The organism is Streptomyces hyderabadensis (assembly GCF_020404845.1).
Taxonomy (GTDB): Bacteria; Actinomycetota; Actinomycetes; order Streptomycetales; family Streptomycetaceae; genus Streptomyces; species Streptomyces hyderabadensis.
This window is the reverse complement of sequence record NZ_JAIOJZ010000066.1, coordinates 1-21,321: the sequence shown is the minus strand read 5'-3', so window position 1 is coordinate 21,321 and position 21,321 is coordinate 1. Positions and strand designations below refer to the sequence as shown.

Here is a 21,321-nt window from a genome sequence, read left to right as displayed (position 1 = left end):
GCGGCGAGGGGGTGGGAGATGGCACGGCTACTGGTGGTGCAGAACCACCGGGGCGGCGGACCGGGCCGGTTCGGTGACTGGCTGGCCGCCGGCGGGGTGTCGCTGGACGTGGTGCACGCGTACGCCGGTGCGGCTGTCCCCCGGCGTACGGCGCACGACGGCGTGCTGGTGCTCGGCGGCGGCTATCTGCCCGACGACGACGTGCGCGCTCCCTGGCTCGTGCCCACCCGGGCCCTGGTCGCCGATGCGCTGGAGCGGGGCGCCCCGGTCTTCGGGATCTGCCTCGGCGGGCAGCTGCTCGCCCAGGTCGCCGGCGGTACGGTGCGGGGCGGGCACGGCGAACCGGAGGTCGGCAGCACGCCGTTGACCCTGCGGTCGGAGGCCGGTGCCGATCCGCTGTTCGCGGGGCTGCCCGAGCGGGTGACGGCGATCGAGCACCACCGGGACGCCGTCACCGCCCTGCCGCCCGGCGCGGCGTGGCTGATGGCGAGCGAGCAGTGCCCCTACCAGGCGTTCCGGGTCGGTGAGCGGGCATGGGGCGTGCAGTTCCACCCCGAGGCGGGGGCGGACCGGGTCGGGTCGTGGGACGCCGGCCGGCTCCGCGCCCGAGGGCTGGACCCGGTGGCGCTCACCCGCCGGGCGGAACTCGACGAGCCCGCGTCCGAGGCGGTCTGGCGCGAGGTGGCCGGCCGCTTCGCCGCGGTCGTCGTCGGGTCGTGAGCACCGGATCATGAGGGCCGGTCCATGAGGGCCGGTGCATGAGGGCCGGTGCATGAGGGCCGGTGCATGAGGGCCGGTGCATGAGGGCCGGTGCATGAGGGCCGGTGCTCAGGGCTTCAGCCCTTGAAGGCTCCCCGGTCGGCGAAGGCCAGCTCGGCGAAGCGTTCGCCGATGAGGCGGTGGGTGGCGGCGTCCGGGTGGACTCCGTCCGGCAGCGGCAGGCCGGCCGCGTCGGCCTGCCCGTAGAGTTCACGGCCGTCGAGGTAGTACAGGTTGGCGTCGTCGGCGGCCCGTTGGGTCACGATCCGGGACAGCTCGTCCCGGACGACGTTCAGGGTCAGTTTCCCGCTCGCGCGTTCCGCCGGGTCGCCCGTGGCGACGAAGCGCACCCGGCCGTCCGTGAAGTCGGGGGCGAGCGGGCCCGGGGTGTCCTCGTGCACGGGGCACAGGATGGGCGAGACCACCAGCAGCGGGGCGGTGGGGTGGCCCTCACGGATGGTGTCCAGGAAGCCGTGCACGGCGGGGCCGAAGGCGCGCAGCCGCATGAGGTCGGCGTTGACCACGTTGATGCCGATCTTGACGCTGATCAGGTCGGCGGGGGTGTCGCGGATGGCCCGTGCGGTGAACGGGTCGAGCAGCGCGCCGCCGCCCAGGCCCAGGTTGACCAGTTCGACGCCGCCGAGGGTGGCGGCGAGGGCGGGCCAGGTGGTGGTGGGGCTCGCGGCGTCGGAGCCGTGGCTGACCGAGCTGCCGTGGTGCAGCCAGACCCGGCGGCCGGGGTCCGGGGCGGGCTCGACGGGGGCGTCGGTGCGCAGGGCGACGAGTTCGGTGGTCTCGTTGTGCGGCAGCCAGATCTCGATCTCCTTGTCGCCCTCGGGCAGGCCGGCGAAGCGGAGGGTGCCGACCGGACCGGGCTCGAGGCCGGCCGCGCCGGTGCTCATGTCGATGGTGAGCGTGTTGCCGCCGGTGACACTGCCCCGGCCGGCGGGGCGGCCGTCGACCAGCAGGTCGTACACGCCGTCGGGGCGCGGCGGGGCACCGACGTAGACCCGCTTGGTTGGCAGGGTGTCCAGCTCCAGGGCGGTGGCGCGGGTGCGCAGGGCCAGGCGTACGCCGGAGGGCTGGGACTCGGCCATGGCCAGCTGTCCGTCGTTGTTCTGCGCGCGGGCCCCGGCGGGGAGCCGGTGCGGGAGCAGGCCGTGCTCGGTGCGCTCCAGGTCGAGGGCGCCCCGCAGGAGGTCCCGGGTGAGGGGCGTGGTGATCCAGTCGTTCGTGGTGTGCATGTCGCCTCCGGCGGTGGTGCGGCCGCCTGCGCGACCCTTTCCTTTGTCGATTATGAATTAACCTAATCTGATTAGGCAAATTCCTCCGAAGGGCAGGGAAGGCGGCGTGCCCTCCCGTGGCAGGAGTGACGGGTTTCAACGGGAAAACGCCACAGCCGCCGGTCACCGTCCCGCCAGGAGGTACGTTCCGGCCATGCACACCGTCGCCGTTCTCGCACTGGACCGGGTGATCCCGTTCGACCTGTCCACCCCGATCGAGGTCTTCACCCGCACCCGGCTCCCCGACGGCCGTCCCGGCTACCAGATCCGTGTGTGCGCCGAACACCCCGAGATCGACGCGGGCGCGTTCACGCTGCGCGCGCCCTGGGGACTGGACGGGCTGCGGGATGCGGACACCGTCATCGTGCCGGGGACGGCCAGTCCCACCGACCCGCTCTCCCCCGCCGTCCGCGACGCACTGCGCGCGGCCGCCCGGGACGGCACCCGGATCGCCTCCATCTGCTCCGGCACCTTCCCGCTGGCCGCCACCGGTCTGCTGGACGGGCTGCGTGCCACCACCCACTGGCTCGCCGCGGGGGCCCTGGCCGAGGCCCACCCGGACATCGATGTCGACCCGCACGTCCTGTACGTCGACAACGGCCGGATCCTCACCTCGGCAGGCGCCGCCGCGGGGCTGGACCTGTGCCTGCACATGATCCGGCGCGACTACGGCTCGGCGGTCGCCGCACACGCCGCCCGGCTGTCGGTGATGCCGCTGGAACGCGAAGGCGGCCAGGCCCAGTTCATCGTCCACGACTGTCCGCCCGTGCCGCGCGGTTCCGCCCTCGAACCCCTGCTCACCTGGCTGCGCGAGAACCTGGCCCGCGACCTCTCCCTCGCCGACATCGCCGCCCACGCCGGGATGAGCACCCGGACGCTGATCCGCCGCTTCCGGGAACAGACCGGCAGCACCCCGCTGCAGTGGCTGCACCGTGCCCGGGTCCGGCAGGCGCAGCACCTGCTGGAGACCACGGAGCACTCCGTGGAGCGGATCGCCGCCCAGGTCGGCTTCGGCTCGCCGACCGCCTTCCGCGACCGCTTCAAGCGCACCACCGGAGTCAGCCCGCACGCCTACCGGCGCACCTTCGGCTGACGGCGGCGACCCGGCGCCGTACCCCGGGCGGGCCCGGGCGGGCACCGTTCGGGTCGCGGGGCCGCCCGGGTGACCGTAGACAGAAGGCGGTCCCGGCGGCTCGCGGCCGGCACCGGGACGGAGCCGGACGGCGCAGGACGGAGGGCTGAGGCCATGCAGCGCAAGGGCGGGCGTCGCCGGGAGACGGGCGGCCAGGACGCGGCGGCGGTCGAGCAGGTCCTGGACGAGCTCTACGCCACCCCTCCGTCCGCCTTCGTGTCCCGTCGCGAGGAGCGCGCCACGGCCGCGAGAACGGCCGGCCGCAAGGAGGACGCCCGCCGTATCCACGCCGCCCGCCGGCCCACGCTCGCCGCGTGGGCGGCGAACCTGCTGAGGCGCTCCCGGCCCGAGGAGACCCGGCGGTTCCTGGAGCTGGGGCAGGCACTGCGCGAGGCGCACCGCACCCTGGACGCCGCCGGGCTCAAGGAACTCTCGGCGCAGCGCAGGCGTATCGTCGCCGCCCTCTCCCGGCAGGCCGCACAACTCGCCGGTGAGGCCGGGCAGCGGCTCTCCCCGGCGGCGCAGCGGGAGGTCGAGTCCACCCTGCGCGCGGTCCTCGCGGACCCGGAGGCCGCCGACCGGTGGGCCGGGGGACGCCTGGAGGCCGCCCTGACCCCGCCCTCGGCCTTTCCTTCGGGCACCGCTCCGGCGGAGGCCGCCCGGCCCGAGCCCGGGCCGGAACCCCGGCCGCGGTCCCCCCGCACCGCGTCCGGCACCCGGGCGAAGGACGAACTCGCCGAGCGGCGCCGCAGACGGCGGGCGGAACTGGAGCGGGCCGAGCAGGAGGCCGAGCGGGCCGAGCGGCACCTGCGGGACGCACGCACCGAGCAGGGGGACGCGCAGGAGGCGCTCCGCCGGGCCGACGACGAACTGGGCCGGATCCGCGAGACGGTGGCCGCCGCCGAGGAGCGGTTGCGCGCGGCCCGCGCGGATCTCGACCGGGCCGAGCGGGAACGGCGCGCGGCCGGGGAACGGGACCGTACGGCCGCCGACGCCCTCACGGGGGCCGAGCGGGAAGCCCGGGCGAGCGCGCGCCGGCTGGACCGTCTGGCCGGGCGTGGCAGGTAATTCGGCTCGTCCGATTGAGTACTCGTACTCATGAAGTGCCTCCCCCCGTCGGGGGACGCTTGCCGCACCAGTCACCCCCCAGGGAGTCAACGTGCGTACCACCACCCATCCGTCTCACCGGTCTCTGCCCGTGCCCGTCGCGCGCACCGGGCGGTCCGTCCGCGGTCTCGTCCTCGCCTGTGTGGCCGCCGCGGCGGTCCTGACCGGCTGCTCCATGGAGGAGGCCAGCTGCGGGGGCGGTGAGTACCCGGTCCTGACCGTCGGTGGCACCGGCAGTGCATGTGTGCCCAACGGCGAGGAGCCGCCCGAGGGTTACACGCGCTATCCCGAGGGCAAGGTCCCCGAACACGTCGGAGACAAGTGGGACACCTACTGGCAGACACACACCGTCGACGAGGACGGGAAGGTCGTGGAGGTGCCCCAGGGCGGGTGACCGCCGCTCTCCGCGGTCCGAACACCTGCCCTGGGTTGCGGCGGCACATACCACGACGGCGGCCATACGTGGTATACCGACTCGGCAGCGAACAGGGCAACAACTGAGGCTGCGCGTCAGCCTTCACGGCCGCGAACCAAGGAGAGTCAACACCATGTCCGAGAGCACGATGCAGTCCGCCACCGAACTGGCGTCGCAGTACAGCCTCCAGGTGACGGACGACCTGGAGCGCAACGTCAAGGAGCAGGAACGTGTCAGCGCGGAGATCACGGCTCTCCAGCAGCAACTGGCCGCGCTGCAGCACGACCACGCCCTGCTGGTGAACATGCAGCAGGCCCTCGGCATCACCTCGCCGCCGTCCCAGCCCGCGCCCGCGCCGGAGCCCGCCGCCGCGACCGAGGCGGTCGCGGTGCCGGCACCGCGTGGTGGTGCCGGCACCCGGTCGGCCGCGCCCAAGTCGACGCGGAGCAAGAAGGCCACCACCGCGCCCAAGCGCGCCGCGGCCCCCAAGCGGGGCGCCAAGGCGGCCTCGAAGCCGACGGCGAAGAAGGCCACCAAGTCGGCCACCACCACGACGGCCACCGGGACGGCCGGCAAGGCACCCGCCGAGACGGCCGCCAAGACCGCCGAGAAGACCGCCGACAAGGCACCCGCCAAGACCGCCGCCAAGACCACGGGCAAGAGCGCGGCGAAGAAGCCGGCGGCGCGGGACGCCGGTCGGCCCACCCTGGTGGAGCTGGTGCGCGAGCACCTCGCCGCACAGCGGGAACCGCGGTCCGCCGCCGAGGTCACCACGGCGCTGAGCGAGGCCCACTCCGGACGCACCGTCAAGACCACGGTCGTGCGCACCACGCTCGAGGGTCTCGTCGCCAAGAACCAGGCCCAGCGCACCAAGCAGGGCACCTCGGTCTACTACACCGCGACGGACGCCACCGCGCCCGAGCGTCCCGAGGACCCCGCGGCCGAGGCCTCCGCCGCACGGAGCGGCAGCTGAGCATCCCCCGGCACCCCGGGCGTGACGCGGCGCGCGGCCGGGGGAGATCGGGGTGAGTATCGGTGGATGGGTGTTGTCCTGCCGGTGCTCTTCGCACTCCTCGCCGCCTTCAGCAACGCGCTGGCCACGGTGCTCCAGCGGCGCGCCGCGCTGAGTGTGCCGCAGTCCCGGGGGTTCCGCCCCGGACTCGTCCTCGACCTGCTGCGGCGCCCCGTGTGGCTCGGCGGCATGCTGGCCGTCGTGGTGGCCGGGGTGGGGCAGGCGGTGGCCCTGGCGACGGGACCGCTGTCACTCGTACAGCCCCTGTTCGTGCTGGAGCTTCCGCTGGCCCTGCTGCTGGCCTCGCTGCTGACCGGCAACCGGCTGCCCGAGGCCCTGTGGCTCGCCGTCGGCGGGGTGGTCGTGGGCCTCGGTGTCGCGCTGGCCTCGGCCGCGCCGGACGGCGGCGAGGCCGACGTGCCCCTGGACCGCTGGGTGCCGGCCCTGGCGGCCTGCGCCGGGGCGGCCGTACTGCTGGCGGCCGCCGGACTGAAGCGCCCGGTCGGCAAGGCCCGCGCCGGGTGCCTCGGCGCGGCCACGGCGGTGTGCTACGCGCTCACGGCCGGTCTGATGAAGGACTCCATGCGCGTCCTGGACAGCGACGGCGTGGTCGGCTTCCTCACCGCCTGGCAGACCTACGGCTTCGCGGTGGCCGGGGTGTGCGCGGTGCTCCTGCTGGAGCACGCCATGCAGGGCGGTCCGCTCGTCGCCTCCCAGCCCGCCCTCACGCTGGGCGACGCGACGGTGAGCCTGCTGCTCGGCGTGGTCCTGTACCGGGAGGACGTACGGGGCCACTGGTGGGTCGTGCCGCAGCTGATCGGGGTGGCGCTGATCGTCGTGGGGGTGCTGAACCTGGCGCGGCGCGGCACGGATCTGCGCGCCGCCCGGTGAGCGCCCCGACGTCCGGGTGGCGAACCGCGCCGCGCGGCCCGACGAACCCGCAGGTCAGCCATTTCCGCAGGTCAACAGGGGTGGCGTAACATCGGCGAAACATGATTCGGGTTACCGTGAGCGGCATGGACCACCACGGGGGACGGCCGCGCGCCGAGCGGGCCCGGCAGTTGGCCGACGTACTGCGGCAGCAGATCACGGACGGTGCCTTCGCCGACGGCATGCTGCCCGACGAGCGGGATCTGAGCCGCCGGTTCGGCGCCTCGCGCAACGCCGTGCGCGAGGCCCTGGCCCTGCTGCGCGCGGAGGGTCTGATCACCCGGCGGCGCGGGGTCGGGACGACGGTGCTGCTGCCGAAGTACGGGCACGGTCTCGACCGGCTGACCGGGCTGGCCGAGGAACTGACCGGGCGCGGCACCGTGACCAACGAGGTGCGGGCCGCCGCTCAGGTGCCGGTGCTGCCGACCGCGATCGCCGCCCGGCTGGAGGTACCGGCCGGGGCGGGCGGTGTCTATGTGGAGCGGCTGCGGTGGCTGGACGGGCTGCCCCTGTCGCTGGACACCAGTTATCTGACCGCCGGCATCGGCCGTGCCGTGCTTGCCGGCGACCTGCGGGAGCGGGACGTGTTCGGCCTGATCGAGGAGGCCGCGGGCGTCCCGCTCGGGCGGGCCGAGGTGGCCGTGCACGCGGTCAACGCCGATCCCGGCACGGCACGGCTGCTGGGGATCGAGCCGGGGGCGGCGGTGTTCGCCCTGGAGCGGCTGACCCGGCTGGCGGACGGTCGGCCGGTGGACACGGAGTCGATCCGGATCCGCGCGGACCGGATGACCCTGCGCGCCACGCTGCATCGTGGCGGGGCCGGGGACCGACGGGGAGGAGACCGGTGATGTCCGGTGCGAGTGTGCCCGTGTCGGTGGCGCTGGGACTGCTGGGTCTGGCCGGCGGGATCGGCATCACCGCGGTCGGACCCGGCGGGGTGCTGCCCACCATCGGTCTGTTCGCCCTCACCGGCCTGACCCCGGCGCAGGTGGCCGGGACCGCCCTCGTCACCCATGTCGCCACCGGCGTCCTCGCGACCGCCGCCTACACCCGTTCCGGGCAGTTGCGCGACCCGGGGACCCGGCGCACGGCGCTGGTCCTCGCGGTGAGCGCGGTCGCCGGTACCCCGCTCGGTGTCCTGGTCAACGCGTACGTGTCCGAGCGGATGTTCGGGCTGGTGCTCGGCGTGTTCGTGGCGGGGGTGGCGGGCCTGGTGTGGTTCCGCGAGCGTCGCCGTCCGGCCGCCCCGCGGGCGCATCCGTCGACGGCGGTGGTGGCCGGGCTGGGTCTCGCGGTCGCCGTCGCGGCCGGGATCGTCGGCATCGGCGGGCCCATGCTCACCGTCCCCCTGCTGGTGGCCCTGGGCGTGCCCGTGCTGGAGTCCCTCGCCTCCGCCCAGGCCCAGTCCGTCGTCATCGCGGGGGTGGGGACGGTCGGCTATGTGGCCCAGGGGGCCGTCGACTGGCCGCTGGCCGTGCTGGTCGGCGTCCCGGAGCTGGCGGGGGTGCTGCTGGGCTGGCGGATCGCGCACGCGCTGCCCACGCGGCATCTCAAGTACGCCCTGATCGCGACGCTGTTCGCGCTCGCCCCGTACCTCGCCCTGCACGGCTGACCGCCGCACGGGCATCGGCGGCGCCGCCCCGCCCGGCGGTCGGCCGGTGGGGGGCGGCCGGGGGGCCGGCCGGGGGCCGGGGGCGGTTGGGAGGCGGTCGGCCGGGGCCGTCCCGGCGGGCCGTCAGTACCGCTCGGCCTGGGCCACCTTCGCGGTCAGCCGCGGCTCCGGCGGCTTCGCACTGATCGCGAGGGGGTGCGCCTTCTCGCCGGGGGCCAGGTCCTGGGCGCCGACGAAGCGGGTCTCCACCACCTTCCCGTCGGCGTCGCCGAAGTCGACCCGCACGGCGTAGGAGGCGGTCTCGTCACCGCTGTTGGTGATGTTGACGGTGAAGGCCCGGACGTTGTTCGTGTCGGCGAGCGGCAGGCCCGTCAGGGAGACGTCGCCGGTCGCGTTGCCCCGCCCCTTCACCTGTTCGAGTCGGCGCTCCGCCTCCGCGCGGGCGCGCTCGGTGTCGGCGGAGACGGACGCCTGGAACGAGGAGGCAGCGGCGGCGGCCGACGACTCGGCCGCGGAGACGGAGGCGCGGGCCTCGGCCTTCCTCGACTCCGCGGCGGAGGACAGGGCGGACGGCGGCTCACCGGAGAACCGGGAGGTGTCGGCGGCGGTCGGGGTCGGGCTGAACCCCTCGGAACCGTCGTCGTCCCCGTCGCCGCCGCAGGACACCAGTACGGCCGAACCGGTGAGTACGGCACACACGGCGAGCGCCACCGCCCGACGGCGCGAACGAGCCGCGCTCGGCGCCTTCTCTGCCTCCATGGATCCGTCCCTTCCTGAAATCCCGAAACACCTCAGATGACAACAAGATGCCCGAAGCCACCACATGTTGCACAGTGGTCCCAATCGCTCAGCCATCCGGAGGGACGGCATGTCGCAGGCCGCTGCTTCCGACGTCGACAGCACGGCTCCGCCCACCGCGAAGGTGGGGCTGTTCACGCTGACCGCCATGGTCGTCGGGTCGATGGTGGGCGCCGGTGTGTTCTCGCTGCCGGGACGCTTCGCGGAGGAGACGGGCGTCGCGGGCGCGCTGATCGCCTGGGCGATCGCCGGCACCGGCATGCTGACGCTGGCCTTCGTCTTCCAGTCCCTCGCCGTGCGCAGACCCGACCTCGACGCCGGTGTGTACGCGTACGCCAAGGCGGGCTTCGGCGAGTACCTGGGCTTCTTCGCCGCCTTCGGCTACTGGGCCAGCTCGTGCGTGGGCAACGTGACCTACTGGGTCCTGATCATGTCGACCGTCGGGTCGGTCTGGCCGGAGCTGGGCGACGGGGACACCGCCGTGGCGGTGGTGCTGTCGTCCGCCGGACTGTGGGCGTTCTTCTGGCTGATCCGGCGCGGGGTGAAGGAAGCGACGGCCATCAACCGGATCGTCACGGTGGCCAAGCTCGTCCCCATCGTCTTCTTCGTCGTCCTGGCCCTGGTGTACTTCGACCCCGGTGTGTTCGCGGACAACTTCGGCGGCGCCGACTACGCCGGTTCCCTCTTCTCGCAGGTGCGCGGCACCATGCTGGCCACCGTCTTCGTGTTCCTCGGTGTCGAGGGCGCCAGCGTCTACTCCCGGCACGCCCGGCGCCGGTCCGACGTGGGCAGGGCGACCGTGCTGGGCTTCCTCAGCGTGTTCGCCGTCTTCGCGTCGGTGACCATCGTGTCGTACGGCGTCATGCCGATGGCCGAGATCGCCGACCTGCGCCAGCCGTCCATGGCGGGTGTCCTGGAAGCGGCCGTCGGCACCTGGGGCCGGGTGTTCATCAGCGTCGGGCTGATCGTGTCGGTCCTGGGCGCCTATCTGGCCTGGACGCTGATGGCGGCGGAGGTGCTGTTCGTCGCGGCCAAGGACGACGACATGCCGCGCTTCCTGCGCCGCGCCAACGCCGCCGACGTGCCGGTCCCGGCGCTGCTGATGACGTCGCTGCTCACCCAGGTGGTGCTGATCGCCACCAGTTTCTCCAACGACGCCTTCGACTTCGCGCTCAACCTGACCAGCGCCCTGTCCCTGATCCCGTACCTGCTGGCGGCGGCCTTCGCGGTGCGGATCGGCAGCCGGGACGACCCGCGCACCGAGGGCGGCCGCACCTCGCGGCGCGAGCTGGTCGTCGGGGTCGTCGCCACGCTGTACACCGCGTTCCTGCTGTACGCGGCGGGGCTGAAGTTCGTCCTGGTGTCCTTCATCGTCTACGCCCCGGCGACCGTCCTGTTCGTGATGGCCCGCCGGGAGCAGGGCCGTCGGCTGTTCTCGCCCGGGGAACTCGTCGTCCTGGCCGTGTCCGTGACCGGCGCGGTGCTCGGCCTCGTCGCCCTGGTGGCCGGGTGGATCAGCCTGTGACCCGCTTCTTCCTCCGTCTCCCCCGCTCTTCCTCCGTTTCCCCCCGCCCCGCACCGCATCCCTCAAGGAGTCCGTGTGACCAGCAACGAGAGCGTCGTGAGGCCCGCCCTCGGCGTCCATTCCGAGGTCGGCAGGCTGCGCAAGGTCCTGGTGTGCTCCCCCGGTCTCGCCCACCGGCGGCTGACCCCCACCAACTCCGACGAGTTGCTCTTCGACGACGTGATGTGGGTGGAGAACGCCCAGCGCGACCATGCCGCGTTCGTCGGCGAACTGCGCCGGCGCGGGGTGGAGGTGGTGGAGCTGCACGACCTGCTGGCGCAGATCATGGCCATCCCGGAGGCCAAGGCCTGGCTCCTGGACCGCAAGATCGTCGCCAACCAGGTCGGCATCGGCCTCATCGACGCGACCCGCGCCTACCTGGAGACCCTCTCGCCGAGGGAACTGGCCGAGTACCTGGTCGGCGGGCTCGCCACGGCCGACCTGCCCGAGGACTTCCGGACCCCGCACTTCGCGCTGGCCCGCGAGTCCACCGGTGCCCGCGAGTACCTGATGCCCCCGCTGCCCAACACCCTCTACACCCGCGACACCACCTGCTGGCTGTACGGCGGTCTCACCCTCAACCCGCTGTACTGGTCCGCCCGGCACGACGAGACGCTGCTGATGAAGGCGATCTACACCTTCCACCCCGACTTCAAGGGCTCGACGGTGTGGTGGGGCGACCCCGAGCGGGACTGGGGCCAGGCCACCTTCGAGGGCGGTGACATCATGCCGGTGGGAGGCGGGGTCGTCCTCATGGGCATGAGCGAGCGCACCTCGCGGCAGGCCATCACCCAGGTCGCCGCCGCGCTGTTCCGCAACGGCGCGGCCGAGCACGTCATCGTCGCCGGGATGCCGAAGCTGCGCTCCGCCATGCACCTGGACACGGTCTTCACCTTCGCCGACCGCGACGTGGTCACCCTCTACCCCCGCATCATGGACGCGGTGCACACCTTCTCGCTGCGCCCCGGCGACCGGGCCCCCGGCTTCGACGTGGTCGACGAGGGGACGACGCCCTTCGTCGACGTGGTCGCCAAGGCGCTCGGGCTGTCCTCGCTGCGGGTGGTGGAGACCGGCGGCGACGCCTACGCCTCCGAGCGCCAGCAGTGGGACAGCGGCAACAACGCCGTCGCGGTGGAACCCGGAGTGGTGTTCACCTACGACCGCAACACCCTGACCAACGCGCTGCTGCGCGAGGCCCGGGTGGAGGTCCACACCATCGTGGGCGCGGAACTGGGCCGGGGGCGCGGCGGCGGGCACTGCATGACGTGCCCGCTGGTGCGGGATCCCGTGGACTTCTGACCCCAAGAGGCCTGAGCGGTCCGAGCGGCCTCAGAGGCCTCAGCGACCTCAGCGACCTCAGCGACCTCAGCGACCTCAGCGACCTCAGCGGCAGAATCCGTACGCCTGCTCCAGCCACCGGTGCAGTGCCGTGTGCACACTGCCGGGGAGCACGCTGAGCTGGTCGATGGCGGCCCGGTCCCCGGCGGAGGGCGCGATGCCGGCGGTGGTGAGCAGGGCGAGCAGGTCGAGGCGGCGCAGGTCGACGGGGTCGACCCGGCAGGCGACGCGCTCGGCCGGGTTGGGCGGCTGGAGCAGGAAGTCGCCCGCCATGTCGCGGCCGCGGGCGGGCGTCGGGGCGGTGGCGGTCGGAGCAGTCGTCGGGTGCATGCCGCGGTCCTCCAGGTGAGGGGTCGCCTTGACGGGTCCCCCGGTCGGGTCGCCGTTCTTGACGGCATGAGACACCGGGGCGCGGACGGCGGTTGCGGGCCGGCCCGAGGACCACACGGGGGATGCAATCGGCGTCTTGTCGCACGAACCGGACGGCCCGGCCGACGCGCAGGTCGGCGCACCCGGGCTCCCGGGCGCTGCTCCGTACGAGTGGTGCGTTCACGGACTCGGTCGTACGGTCGGAACGGAGAAAGGGGCAAGCGGAGACAAGCGACCCCGAGACGGCGGGAGCAGACATGGGCAGGAACCCGATGAGGGCAGCGGTCACACTCTGTGCCGCCGCCGCGCTCGCAGTACCCCTGGGCACGGCATCCGCCGCGCCGTCGGCGCAGCCCGCGGCCCGCACCCAGCAGACGCAGGACCCGGTGCTGGTCGACTGCTCCGGGCAGCCGCAGATCGGGCCCGAGGCGTACGTGCTCGCCTGCGGGGACGGCAACAGCCGTCTGGTCTCCCTGCGCTGGTTCCGCTGGGACGCGCAGGCGGCGGTGGGCCGTGGCACGAACGCCGTGAACGACTGCGACCCGTACTGCGCCGCGGGCGCCTTCCACTCCTACCCGGTGACCGTCCGGCTCGACATGCCGACCGGCGGGGAGCAGGGCACCGGACAGCCGCACTTCACCCGGATCACCCTCACCTACACCGACGGCAGGCCGGACGGGTCGCCCCGCACGGTGACCTATCCCCTGCCCGGCTGACGGGCGGCCGGGCCGGCCGGTCAGTCCGGCAGCACCAGGCGGCAGGTGTCCCCCGGCCGGAGGCGCACTTCGCGGTCCGGCAGCCGGACGTCGATCGGCAGCGGTCCGGCCGCGGGCACGGCGATCTCCAGCCGGCCGTGCTCCAGCCGGAACCGCACACCCCAGTGGCCCTGGTAGCGCACGGAGAACCCGTACGAGGACAGCTCCGGCAGCGGCACCGGGTCCAGCCACAGGGCGCCCGCGCGGGTCTCCAGGCCGGTCAGACCGCGCTGCACGAGGTCGAGGGTGCCCGCCATCGCGCCGAGGTGGATGCCCTCGCCCGTGGTGCCGCCCTGGAGGTCGGCGACATCGCCCTTGAGCGCCTCCTGGAAGTAGGTCCAGGCCTCGGCTCGGCGGGCGCGGGCCAGGATCCAGCCGTGGACGAGCCCGCTGAGGGTGGACCCGTGGCTGGTGCGGGCCAGGTAGTGGTCGACGGTGCGCTGCCAGGTCCGCTCGTCCAGGGTGTAGCCCAGCCGCCGGAACAGGGAGCGGAGTTCGGCCGGGGAGAACAGGTAGCCCAGCATCAGGACGTCGGCCTGTTTGGACGCCTGGTAGTTGTTGACGCTGTCGTTCTCCGCCTCCAGGACGCGGTCGAGGCGCCGGATGTCGCCGTACCGCTCGCGGTAGCGCGCCCAGTCGAGTTCGGCGAGGTCGCCGTACCCCTCGAACTGGCTGACGACGCCCTCGTGGAAGGGGACGTGCAGGGTGCGGGAGACGCTGTCCCACTGTTCCAGTTCCGCGTCGTCCAGCGCGGTCCGCTCGACGAGTTCGCGGCGGCGGGGTGCGGGCAGGTCGTCGAGGACCTCCAGGGTGCGGGACAGCACCCAGGCGGCGGTGACGTTGGTGTAGGCGTTGTCGTCCAGGCCGGGCCGGTCGGCGCCGGGGTAGGCCTCGTGGTACTCGTCGGGGCCGACCACGCCCCGGATGCGGTGCCGGCCGAGATGCTCGTCCCAGGTGGCGGAGTCGGCCCAGAAGCGCGCGATCTGCAGCAGCATCTCGGCGCCCTTGGTGTGCAGGAACTCGGCGTCGCCGCTGGCCTCGCAGTACTGCCACACGTTGTACGCGATGGCGGAACCCACGTGGTGCTGGAGGTGCGAGTGGTCGGGGAGCCAGCGGCCGGAGCGCGGGTTGAGATGCAGCTGCTGGGTCTCCTCGCGGCCGTCGCTGCCGCTCTGCCAGGGGTAGAGCGCGCCACGCCTGCCGATCGCACGGGCCGCGGTGCCCGCCTTCTCCAGGCGGCGGTGCCGGTAGTGCAACAGGGCGCGGGACACCTCGGGGAAGTGCAGGTTCAGGTAGGGCAGGACGAACAGCTCGTCCCAGAAGACGTGGCCGCGGTAGGCCTCGCCGTGCAGTCCGCGCGCCGGTACGCCCACGTCGAGGTCGGCGGTGTGCGGGGAGAGGGTCTGGAGCACGTGGAAGAGGTGCAGGCGCAGGATGCTGCCCGCCTCGCCGGGCACCCGGAGTTCGGCCCGGCGCCACAGCTGGCCCCAGGCGGTGCGGTGGCTGACCAGCAGGTCCTCGAAGCCGGGGGCTTCGGCCACCCGGTCGACCGCGGCCTGGAGCGGATCGCTGATCGCCGGGTCGCGGGAGGTGTGCAGGGCCACGACCTTGTCGACGGTGACGGTGCGGCCCGGTTCGGCGCGCAGGGCGGCCCGCTGGGTGACGCACAGGTGCTCGCGGGCCGCGGTGACCGGCGCGTCGGCGGTGGTGCGGGCGGCCATGCCGATCCGGATGTCGGAGGTGCGGGTCCGGCAGCGCAGCCAGACCGTGCCGTCGTCGGCGCCGTCGGTGTGCACGTGGGTGAGGTGGTGGCCGTCGAGGTCCCGGTAGCGCGGCACCCCGGAGTTGGTGACGCCGCCGTCGAGGGCCGCCTCCACCTCCAGGTCGGCCGGGCCGCCCTCGACGGTGAACTCCGTGCGCAGGGCGGCGAGGTGGGGATCGGCCATGTGCACCAGGCGCAGTTGGCGCACGGACAGCACCCGCTCCCCGTCGAGCCCGAAGCGGGTGAGGCGTTCCAGGACGCCCGAGTCCAGGTGCACGGTCTGCCGGTGGTCGAGCACCTCGGCGGTGTCCGGCGTGAGCCAGTCCCCGCCGGCCGTCCTGAAGCGCAGCGGCAGCCAGTTGGGGAGGTTGACCATGTCCTCGTTCTCGACCTCGCGTCCGGAGACGGCGGAGGTGAGGCGGTTGTAGCAGCCCGCCACATAGGTGCCCGGGTAGTGCACGTCGTCGGCGGCGCACTCGGGCAGGGCGCCGCGGGTGGCGAAGTAGCCGTTGCCGAGGGTGCACAGGGATTCGCGCAGCCGCTCCTCCGCGGCGTCGTAGTGGTCGTAGTCCCAGGTCGACGGGGTCGCCGTCACCGCGAGCCGTCCCAGGTCCAGTCGGCGACCTCGGGCAGGTCCACGCCGTGCTCGCGGATCCATTCGTGGTGCCGCAGCCGGGCGTCCTCCATCCGCTGCCGTACGGCGGCGGCGCGCACGGCTAGGCCGGGCACGCGGTCGATGACGTCCATGACCAGCCGGTAGCGGTCCAGGTCGTTGCCGACCACCATGTCGAACGGTGTGGTGGTGGTCCCGATCTCCTTGTAGCCGCGCACGTGCAGATGGGCGTGGCCGGTGCGCCGGTAGGCGAGCCGGTGGATCAGCCAGGGGTAGCCGTGGTAGGCGAAGATCACCGGCTTGTCGGCGGTGAACAGCCCGTCGTACTCGAAGTCGCTCATGCCGTGCGGATGTTCGCCGCTCGGCAGCAGACGGGCGATGTCCACCACGTTCACCACGCGTACGGCGAGGTCGGGCAGGTGGCGGCGGACGAGCTGGGCGGCGGCCAGCACCTCCTGGGTCGGCACGTCCCCGGCGCAGGCGAGCACGACGTCGGGTTCGCGGGTGCCGTCCTCGGTGCCGGCCCAGTCCCAGATGCCGGCGCCGCGGGCGCAGTGCACCTTCGCCTGTTCCATGGTCAGCCAGTCGAAGCAGGGCTGTTTGCCTGCGACGATCACGTTGACGTAGTCGCGGCTGCGCAGCGCGTGGTCGGCGACGGAGAGCAGGGTGTTGGCGTCCGGCGGGAAGTAGACCCGTACGGCTTCGGGGCTCTTGTTGAGGATGTGGTCGACGAAGCCGGGGTCCTGGTGGGAGAAGCCGTTGTGGTCCTGGCGCCACACGTGGGAGGTGAGCAGGTAGTTGAGGGAGGCGATGGGCGCGCGCCAGGGCAGGCGGCGGGTCACCCGGAGCCACTTGATGTGCTGGTTGACCATCGAGTCGACGATGTGGACGAAGGCCTCGTAGCAGGAGAACAGTCCGTGCCGGCCGGTGAGGAGGTAGCCCTCCAGCCAGCCCTGGCAGGTGTGTTCGGACAGGATCTCCATCACGCGGCCGTGCCGGTCCAGGTTCTCGTCGACGGGCAGGGTCCGCTCCTGCCAGGCCTTGCCGCTGGCTGCGTAGACGGCCTGGAGGCGGTTGGATGCGGTCTCGTCGGGGCCGACGAGCCGGAAGTCGCGCCGGTCGGCGGTGGCGTCCATGACGTCCCGGAGCAGGTCGCCGAGGACCCGGGTGGGCTCGTGCGTGCTCCCGCCGGGCTCGTCGACGGGCACGGCGTACTTCTCCAGCGGGGGCATCGGCAGCTCGCGCAGCAGGAGGCCGCCGTTGGCGAAGGGGGTGGCGCCCAGGCGGCGCGGCCCCTCGGGGACGGCGGCGAGGACGGCGGGCCGTGGGGCTCCGGCGTCGTCGAACAGCTCCTCGGGGCGGTAGGAGCGCAGCCACTGCTCCAGCTGCGCCAGGTGCTCGGGGTTGGTCCGTACGGCGGACAGGGGCACCTGGTGGGCGCGCCAGGTGTTCTCCACGGGCAGTCCGTCGACCTCGGCGGGGCCGGTCCAGCCCTTGGGGGTGCGCAGGACGATCACGGGCCAGCGGGGGCGGCCGGTGGCGCCCTCCTCGCGGGCGGCGCGCCGGATCGCGGCGACGCGGTCCAGGGCCGTGTCCATGGCGCGGGCCATGGCGCGGTGGACGGCGGCCGGGTCGTCGCCGGTGACGTGGATCGGGTCGTGGCCGTAGCCGCGCAGCAGTTCGTCCAGCTCGCCCTCGGGGAGCCGGGCGAGCACCGTCGGGTTGGCGATCTTGTAGCCGTTGAGGTGCAGGATCGGCAGGACGGCGCCGTCGTGCACCGGGTCGAGGAACTTGTTGGAGTGCCAGGACGTCGCCAGCGGGCCGGTCTCCGCCTCGCCGTCCCCGATCACGCAGGCGACCGTCAGGTCCGGGTGGTCGAAGGCGGCGCCGTAGGCGTGCGAGAGCGCGTAGCCCAGCTCGCCGCCCTCGTGGATGGAGCCCGGTGTCTCGGGCGCGACGTGGCTCGGTACGCCGCCGGGGAAGGAGAACTGCTTGAACAGCCGGGCCATGCCGGCCGCGTCCCGGGTGACGTCCGGGTAGGTCTCGGTGTACGAGCCCTCCAGCCACGCGTTGGCCAGCACGGCCGGCCCGCCGTGGCCGGGGCCCCAGACGCACAGGGCGTCGAGGTCGCGGGCCTTGATGACCCGGTTGAGGTGGGTGTGGACCAGGTTGAGGCCGGGTGAGGTGCCCCAGTGGCCGAGCAGGCGCGGCTTGACGTGCTCGGGGCGCAGGGGTTCGGCCAGCAGGGGGTTGGCCATCAGGTAGATCTGGCCGACGGAGAGGTAGTTCGCGGCCCGCCAGTGGGCGTCCAGGTGGGCGAGCTCGTCGTCGGTGAGCTCGGTGGGCGCCTGCTGCGTGTCGACGGACATCGGTGGTCCTTCCGTGTCGGGACAGCCGGTCGGGGCGCGCGGGCACGGGGTGCCCGTGCACATCCCAACCCTGCGCCGACCGGGCGGGTACCCGAGAGGGCCGTTCGGGTCACGTGGTGTTCCGAACGGGTCACCCGGCGCCGGTGCCGAGGGACGACGGGGCCACGGGACCACGGGGCGGAGGGGGCCCCGGGAGGCGGGCGGCGGCGGGTGGCGGGAACAGCACGGCCGTCACCGGCGCCGACCCCGGTGTCGACCGTGCTGGTGCAGCGGATACCCCGGCTTCGGGGCCGCACACCGGAGTTGCGCCGCCTTTGCGGCGCGGTTCCGGGGCGGCGGACCCGGGGCGCTCTGACAACCTGCGACGAATACCCCCCTGGGTATATCTGTTACGGTGGCGGAAGAGATACCCCGGGGGGTAAATCCGGAAGGAGAGCGTGCCGTGTTCTTTGTCGACGTCCTGGAGACCGAGTCGCTGGGCAACCGCAGCTACCTGGCGGGCGGTGCCCGCTCGGCCGTGGTCGTGGACCCGCCGCGGGACATCGACCGCGTCGTCGCCGCGGCCGCCCGGCGCGGGGTGCGGATCACCGCCGTCGCCGAGACCCACGTCCACAACGACTACGTCACCGGCGGCCTGGAGCTGGCCCGCCTCACCGGCGCGCGCTATCTGGTGCCGGCCGGGGCTCAGGTGGCGTACGCACGGGTGGCGGTGGACGACGGCGACGTGGAGCCGGTCGACACGGGGCTGGAGCTGCGGGCGGTGGCCACTCCCGGCCACACCCCGCACCACACCTCGTACGTCCTGCACGAGGCCGGGCGGGCCGTGGCCGCCTTCACCGGTGGTTCGCTGCTGATCGGCGCCGTGGGCCGGCCCGACCTCGTGGAGCCCCGGCTGACCGAGGAGCTGGCCCGCGCGCAGCACGCCTCCGCGCACCGGCTCGCGGACCGGCTCGACGACGCGGTGAGCGTGCTGCCCACGCACGGCTTCGGCAGCTTCTGCTCCGCCACCGCCTCCGGCGGCGAGCAGAGCACCATCGGCGCCGAGCGGGCCGCCAACCCGGCGCTCGTCCAGGACGTGGAGACCTTCGTCCGGGAGCTGCTGGCGGGGCTGGACGACGTGCCCGCCTACTACGCCCACATGGCGCCGGTGAACAGCGAGGGCCCCGCTCCGCTGGACCTGACCGAGCCCCGGCGCGCCGACGCGGACGAGATCGCCCGGCGCCTCGCCGCCGGCGAGTGGGTCGTGGACCTGCGCTCCCGGGTCGCCTTCGCTGCCGGTCACGTCGCCGGGTCGCTCAACTTCGAGGTCGACGGGCAGCTCGCGACCTATCTGGCCTGGCTGATCCCGTGGGGCAGGCCGGTGACGCTGCTCGCGCACGGCCCGGACGACCTGGCCCGCGCCCAGCGGGAACTGGCCCGGGTGGGCATCGACCGCCCGGCCGCGGCGGCGGTCGGCGGCCCGGACGACTGGATCGCCGAGGGGTCCCGGCCGGCCTCGTTCCGGCGTGCCACCTTCGCGGAGCTGGCCACGGCCCGGCGGGACGACGAGGGCGTGGTGGTCGTGGACGTGCGCCGGGCCGCCGAACGCGCCCACGGGTGGGTGCGGGGCAGCGTGCACCTGCCGGTCCACGAGATACACCGGCGCCTCGACGAGGTGCCGCCGGGCACCGTGTGGGTGCACTGCGCGGGCGGGATGCGCGCGGCGGTCGCCGCGTCCGTGCTGGACGCCGCGGGCCGCGAGGTGGTCGCGGTCGACGACGGCTTCGCGGCGGCCGCCGAGGCCGGTCTGCCGGTGGTGACCTCCTCGGACGCTCCCGCCGCATGACGCCGCTGATCCTGGCCCTGTTCGCCGGTGCCGTGGCCGGTGTGTCCCTGGGCGCGCTGGGGGCGGGCGGCAGCATCCTCACCGTGCCCGCGCTCGTCTACCTGCTCGGCTTCACCCCGGCGGCGGCGACCACCGCGAGCCTGGTCGTCGTGGTCGTCACGTCGGTCACCGCGCTGGTCGCGCACGCGCGGGCCGGGACCGTGCGGTGGCGGGCCGGACTGCTGTTCGCGGCGGCGGGTCTGCTGCCCGCCGCCGGGGCCGGCGCCCTGTCCGCGCGGGTCCCGGCGGCCGTGCTGACGCTGCTGTTCGCGGCCGTGGCGGCGCTGGCCGGGCTGCACATGCTGCGCCGACGCACCCCGCGCGGGACCGGCACCGTGTCGGGGACCCGGGCGGCCGGGGCCGGGGCGGGTCTCGGCGCGGTGACCGGTTTCCTCGGGGTCGGCGGCGGCTTCCTGGCGGTGCCCGCGCTGGTGTCGGTGCTCGCGGTGCCGATGAGCGCGGCCGTGGGCACGAGCCTGCTGGTGGTCGGGGCGAACGCGCTGGTCGCACTCGCCGCCCGGGCGTACACCTCGGTGCACCTGGACCTCACCCTGCTCCTGCCCTTCCTGGCCGCCGCGGTCCTCGGCGCGTGGGACGGCAGGCGGCTGGCCGCGAAGGTCTCCGCCGGGACACTGCGGCGCGTCTTCGGTGCCCTGCTGCTCGCCGTCGCCGTGGCGATGGGCGCGACGGCGGTGCTGTGATCCGCTGCCATGCCCCGCGCGTCAAGCCAGGGACAGGAAGAGCTTCTCCAGCCGGGCCCGCATCTGCGCCGAGTCCCGCACCTCGGGGTCGTCACTGGTCATGCACTGCTGCAGCCCCGTGGCGATGATCGAGAATCCGGCCCGGTCCAGGGCCCGGGAGACGGCGGCGAGCTGGGTGACCACGTCCTCGCAGTCGCGGCCCTCCTCGATCATCCTGATGACTCCCGCGAGCTGCCCCTGGGCACGCCGCAGCCGGTTCAGCGCCGACTTCAGTTCGTCGGCCGACATGTCGAGTTCCACGCTTCCGCTCCTCCTCCGTCCGGTACCGCACCCATCGCCACATACCCCCGCGGGTATCCTACCGCGCGGGGGGACGAACAACGAGAAAGGTTTCGCTCCGTGATCACCCCCATGACCTCCGCCACGACCCTGACCACCGCGCAGGCGGCGGCCCGCCTGGACGAGTTCACCGTCGTCGACGTCCGCTCCCCCGGCGAGTACGCCGGCGGCCACCTGCCCGGCGCGCACAACGTCCCCCTGGAGCGCCTCGACGAGGCCGCCGACGCCCTGGCGGCTGCCGCCGCGCGGGGGCCGCTGCTGCTCGTGTGCGCCTCCGGGAACCGCTCCGCCAAGGGGTGCGCGCACCTGGCCGCGCGGGACGTCGCGGCGGCGACGCTCGACGGCGGCACGAACGCCTGGGCCGCGGCCGGTCACCCCGTCGAGCGTCCGGCCGGGGCGCGCACGCCGTGGGCCATGGACCGGCAGGTGCGCCTCGCGGCCGGGTCGCTCGTCGCCGCCGGCTTCCTGGCCGGCCGGTTCTGGCGCCCCGCGCACTGGCTGTCCGGCGCGGTGGGCGCGGGGCTGGTCTTCTCCGGGGTGACCAACACGTGCGGCATGGCCGCGGCGCTGGCCCGGCTGCCCCACAACCGGCCCACCGG

The 21,321-nt window shown here is 73.9% G+C and carries 20 protein-coding genes; 14 read left to right on the top strand and 6 right to left on the bottom strand.

The window, feature by feature from the left end; all coding sequences use genetic code 11:
* Positions 1-18 precede the first annotated feature (18 nt).
* On the top strand, positions 19-720 hold the full coding sequence (locus K7854_RS32865) for a type 1 glutamine amidotransferase (protein WP_226030214.1): 702 nt from the start codon (positions 19-21) through the stop codon (positions 718-720).
* Positions 721-836: 116 nt separating this feature from the next.
* Here the strand turns inward: K7854_RS32865 and K7854_RS32860 are convergent, their stop codons facing one another.
* Positions 837-2,003, bottom strand: coding sequence for a GDSL-type esterase/lipase family protein (locus K7854_RS32860; protein ID WP_226030213.1), 1,167 nt, complete (start codon positions 2,001-2,003; stop codon positions 837-839).
* A gap of 193 nt (positions 2,004-2,196) precedes the next feature.
* On the opposite strand from K7854_RS32860, the gene K7854_RS32855 reads away from it, so the two are divergent.
* The 7 genes from K7854_RS32855 to K7854_RS32825 all read left to right on the top strand — a co-directional run bounded on the left by K7854_RS32855 (position 2,197) and on the right by K7854_RS32825 (position 8,250).
* Positions 2,197-3,135: a GlxA family transcriptional regulator gene (locus tag K7854_RS32855; RefSeq protein WP_226030212.1), complete on the top strand. Its 939-nt coding sequence runs from the start codon at positions 2,197-2,199 to the stop codon at positions 3,133-3,135.
* A gap of 153 nt (positions 3,136-3,288) precedes the next feature.
* On the top strand, positions 3,289-4,242 hold the full coding sequence (locus K7854_RS32850) for a hypothetical protein (RefSeq protein ID WP_226030211.1): 954 nt from the start codon (positions 3,289-3,291) through the stop codon (positions 4,240-4,242).
* A 91-nt stretch (positions 4,243-4,333) separates the two neighbouring features.
* A complete protein-coding gene (locus tag K7854_RS32845; protein WP_226030210.1) occupies positions 4,334-4,675 on the top strand; it encodes an SCO0607 family lipoprotein in 342 nt (113 codons plus the stop codon).
* A 154-nt stretch (positions 4,676-4,829) separates the two neighbouring features.
* On the top strand, positions 4,830-5,669 hold the full coding sequence (locus K7854_RS32840; protein ID WP_226030209.1) for a hypothetical protein: 840 nt from the start codon (positions 4,830-4,832) through the stop codon (positions 5,667-5,669).
* Positions 5,670-5,735: 66 nt separating this feature from the next.
* Complete coding sequence (locus K7854_RS32835) at positions 5,736-6,599, top strand: DMT family transporter (protein ID WP_226030208.1); 864 nt, start codon at positions 5,736-5,738, stop codon at positions 6,597-6,599.
* Between the two features lie 125 nt (positions 6,600-6,724).
* Entirely contained in the window at positions 6,725-7,486 is a 762-nt protein-coding gene (locus K7854_RS32830) for a GntR family transcriptional regulator (protein ID WP_226030207.1), read from the top strand.
* Positions 7,486-8,250 (top strand): sulfite exporter TauE/SafE family protein, encoded by a 765-nt coding sequence (locus tag K7854_RS32825; protein WP_226030206.1) that lies wholly within the window; start codon positions 7,486-7,488, stop codon positions 8,248-8,250. The genes K7854_RS32830 and K7854_RS32825 overlap by 1 nt, the downstream gene beginning before the upstream one ends.
* A gap of 123 nt (positions 8,251-8,373) precedes the next feature.
* On the opposite strand, the gene K7854_RS32820 is transcribed toward K7854_RS32825, so the two are convergent.
* On the bottom strand, positions 8,374-9,009 hold the full coding sequence (locus K7854_RS32820) for an FxLYD domain-containing protein (RefSeq protein WP_226030205.1): 636 nt from the start codon (positions 9,007-9,009) through the stop codon (positions 8,374-8,376).
* A gap of 109 nt (positions 9,010-9,118) precedes the next feature.
* Between K7854_RS32820 and K7854_RS32815 the strand changes: the two genes are divergently transcribed.
* The gene (locus tag K7854_RS32815) at positions 9,119-10,573 is read left to right on the top strand and encodes a basic amino acid/polyamine antiporter (protein WP_226030204.1); all 1,455 of its coding nucleotides are present in this window, start codon (positions 9,119-9,121) and stop codon (positions 10,571-10,573) included.
* Between the two features lie 75 nt (positions 10,574-10,648).
* Positions 10,649-11,911, top strand: a complete 1,263-nt coding sequence (locus K7854_RS32810; RefSeq protein ID WP_226030203.1) for an arginine deiminase — start codon at positions 10,649-10,651, stop codon at positions 11,909-11,911.
* A gap of 84 nt (positions 11,912-11,995) precedes the next feature.
* Here K7854_RS32810 and K7854_RS32805 read toward each other — a convergent pair whose 3' ends face one another.
* The gene (locus K7854_RS32805; protein WP_226030202.1) at positions 11,996-12,280 is read right to left on the bottom strand and encodes a hypothetical protein; all 285 of its coding nucleotides are present in this window, start codon (positions 12,278-12,280) and stop codon (positions 11,996-11,998) included.
* Between the two features lie 296 nt (positions 12,281-12,576).
* Between K7854_RS32805 and K7854_RS32800 the strand changes: the two genes are divergently transcribed.
* Complete coding sequence (locus K7854_RS32800) at positions 12,577-13,035, top strand: hypothetical protein (protein WP_226030201.1); 459 nt, start codon at positions 12,577-12,579, stop codon at positions 13,033-13,035.
* A 20-nt stretch (positions 13,036-13,055) separates the two neighbouring features.
* Here K7854_RS32800 and K7854_RS32795 read toward each other — a convergent pair whose 3' ends face one another.
* A complete protein-coding gene (locus K7854_RS32795) occupies positions 13,056-15,431 on the bottom strand; it encodes a glycoside hydrolase family 65 protein (RefSeq protein ID WP_226030200.1) in 2,376 nt (791 codons plus the stop codon).
* Positions 15,428-17,818 carry a phosphoketolase family protein gene (locus K7854_RS32790; RefSeq protein ID WP_226030199.1) on the bottom strand — a complete coding sequence of 797 codons (2,391 nt, stop codon included), beginning with the start codon at positions 17,816-17,818 and terminating at the stop codon, positions 15,428-15,430. Before K7854_RS32790 ends, K7854_RS32795 begins: the two co-directional genes overlap by 4 nt.
* A gap of 442 nt (positions 17,819-18,260) precedes the next feature.
* Here K7854_RS32790 and K7854_RS32785 point away from each other — a divergent pair, with 442 nt between their 5' ends.
* Both K7854_RS32785 and K7854_RS32780 read left to right on the top strand, forming a co-directional pair.
* Positions 18,261-19,643, top strand: coding sequence for an MBL fold metallo-hydrolase (locus K7854_RS32785; protein WP_226030198.1), 1,383 nt, complete (start codon positions 18,261-18,263; stop codon positions 19,641-19,643).
* Positions 19,640-20,383, top strand: a complete 744-nt coding sequence (locus tag K7854_RS32780; RefSeq protein WP_226030197.1) for a sulfite exporter TauE/SafE family protein — start codon at positions 19,640-19,642, stop codon at positions 20,381-20,383. The genes K7854_RS32785 and K7854_RS32780 overlap by 4 nt, the downstream gene beginning before the upstream one ends.
* A 21-nt stretch (positions 20,384-20,404) precedes the next feature.
* On the opposite strand, the gene K7854_RS32775 is transcribed toward K7854_RS32780, so the two are convergent.
* Positions 20,405-20,683 carry a metal-sensitive transcriptional regulator gene (locus K7854_RS32775; protein WP_003978241.1) on the bottom strand — a complete coding sequence of 93 codons (279 nt, stop codon included), beginning with the start codon at positions 20,681-20,683 and terminating at the stop codon, positions 20,405-20,407.
* Between the two features lie 111 nt (positions 20,684-20,794).
* On the opposite strand from K7854_RS32775, the gene K7854_RS32770 reads away from it, so the two are divergent.
* Positions 20,795-21,321: rhodanese-like domain-containing protein (locus K7854_RS32770; RefSeq protein WP_226030227.1), on the top strand; the 527-nt coding region annotated here is incomplete at its 3' end.

Bases quoted from the DNA above. Each gene is read 5' to 3' on its own strand.
- K7854_RS32830 (WP_226030207.1), top strand. From the start codon at position 6,725: ATGGACCACCACGGGGGACGGCCGCGCGCCGAGCGGGCCCGGCAGTTG.
- K7854_RS32840 (WP_226030209.1), top strand. From the start codon at position 4,830: ATGTCCGAGAGCACGATGCAGTCCGCCACCGAACTGGCGTCGCAGTAC.
- K7854_RS32820 (WP_226030205.1), bottom strand. From the start codon at position 9,009: ATGGAGGCAGAGAAGGCGCCGAGCGCGGCTCGTTCGCGCCGTCGGGCG.
- K7854_RS32855 (WP_226030212.1), top strand. From the start codon at position 2,197: ATGCACACCGTCGCCGTTCTCGCACTGGACCGGGTGATCCCGTTCGAC.
- K7854_RS32805 (WP_226030202.1), bottom strand. From the start codon at position 12,280: ATGCACCCGACGACTGCTCCGACCGCCACCGCCCCGACGCCCGCCCGC.
- K7854_RS32825 (WP_226030206.1), top strand. From the start codon at position 7,486: ATGTCCGGTGCGAGTGTGCCCGTGTCGGTGGCGCTGGGACTGCTGGGT.
- K7854_RS32790 (WP_226030199.1), bottom strand. From the start codon at position 17,818: ATGTCCGTCGACACGCAGCAGGCGCCCACCGAGCTCACCGACGACGAG.
- K7854_RS32800 (WP_226030201.1), top strand. From the start codon at position 12,577: ATGGGCAGGAACCCGATGAGGGCAGCGGTCACACTCTGTGCCGCCGCC.
- K7854_RS32860 (WP_226030213.1), bottom strand. From the start codon at position 2,003: ATGCACACCACGAACGACTGGATCACCACGCCCCTCACCCGGGACCTC.
- K7854_RS32865 (WP_226030214.1), top strand. From the start codon at position 19: ATGGCACGGCTACTGGTGGTGCAGAACCACCGGGGCGGCGGACCGGGC.
- K7854_RS32815 (WP_226030204.1), top strand. From the start codon at position 9,119: ATGTCGCAGGCCGCTGCTTCCGACGTCGACAGCACGGCTCCGCCCACC.
- K7854_RS32780 (WP_226030197.1), top strand. From the start codon at position 19,640: ATGACGCCGCTGATCCTGGCCCTGTTCGCCGGTGCCGTGGCCGGTGTG.
- K7854_RS32835 (WP_226030208.1), top strand. From the start codon at position 5,736: ATGGGTGTTGTCCTGCCGGTGCTCTTCGCACTCCTCGCCGCCTTCAGC.
- K7854_RS32850 (WP_226030211.1), top strand. From the start codon at position 3,289: ATGCAGCGCAAGGGCGGGCGTCGCCGGGAGACGGGCGGCCAGGACGCG.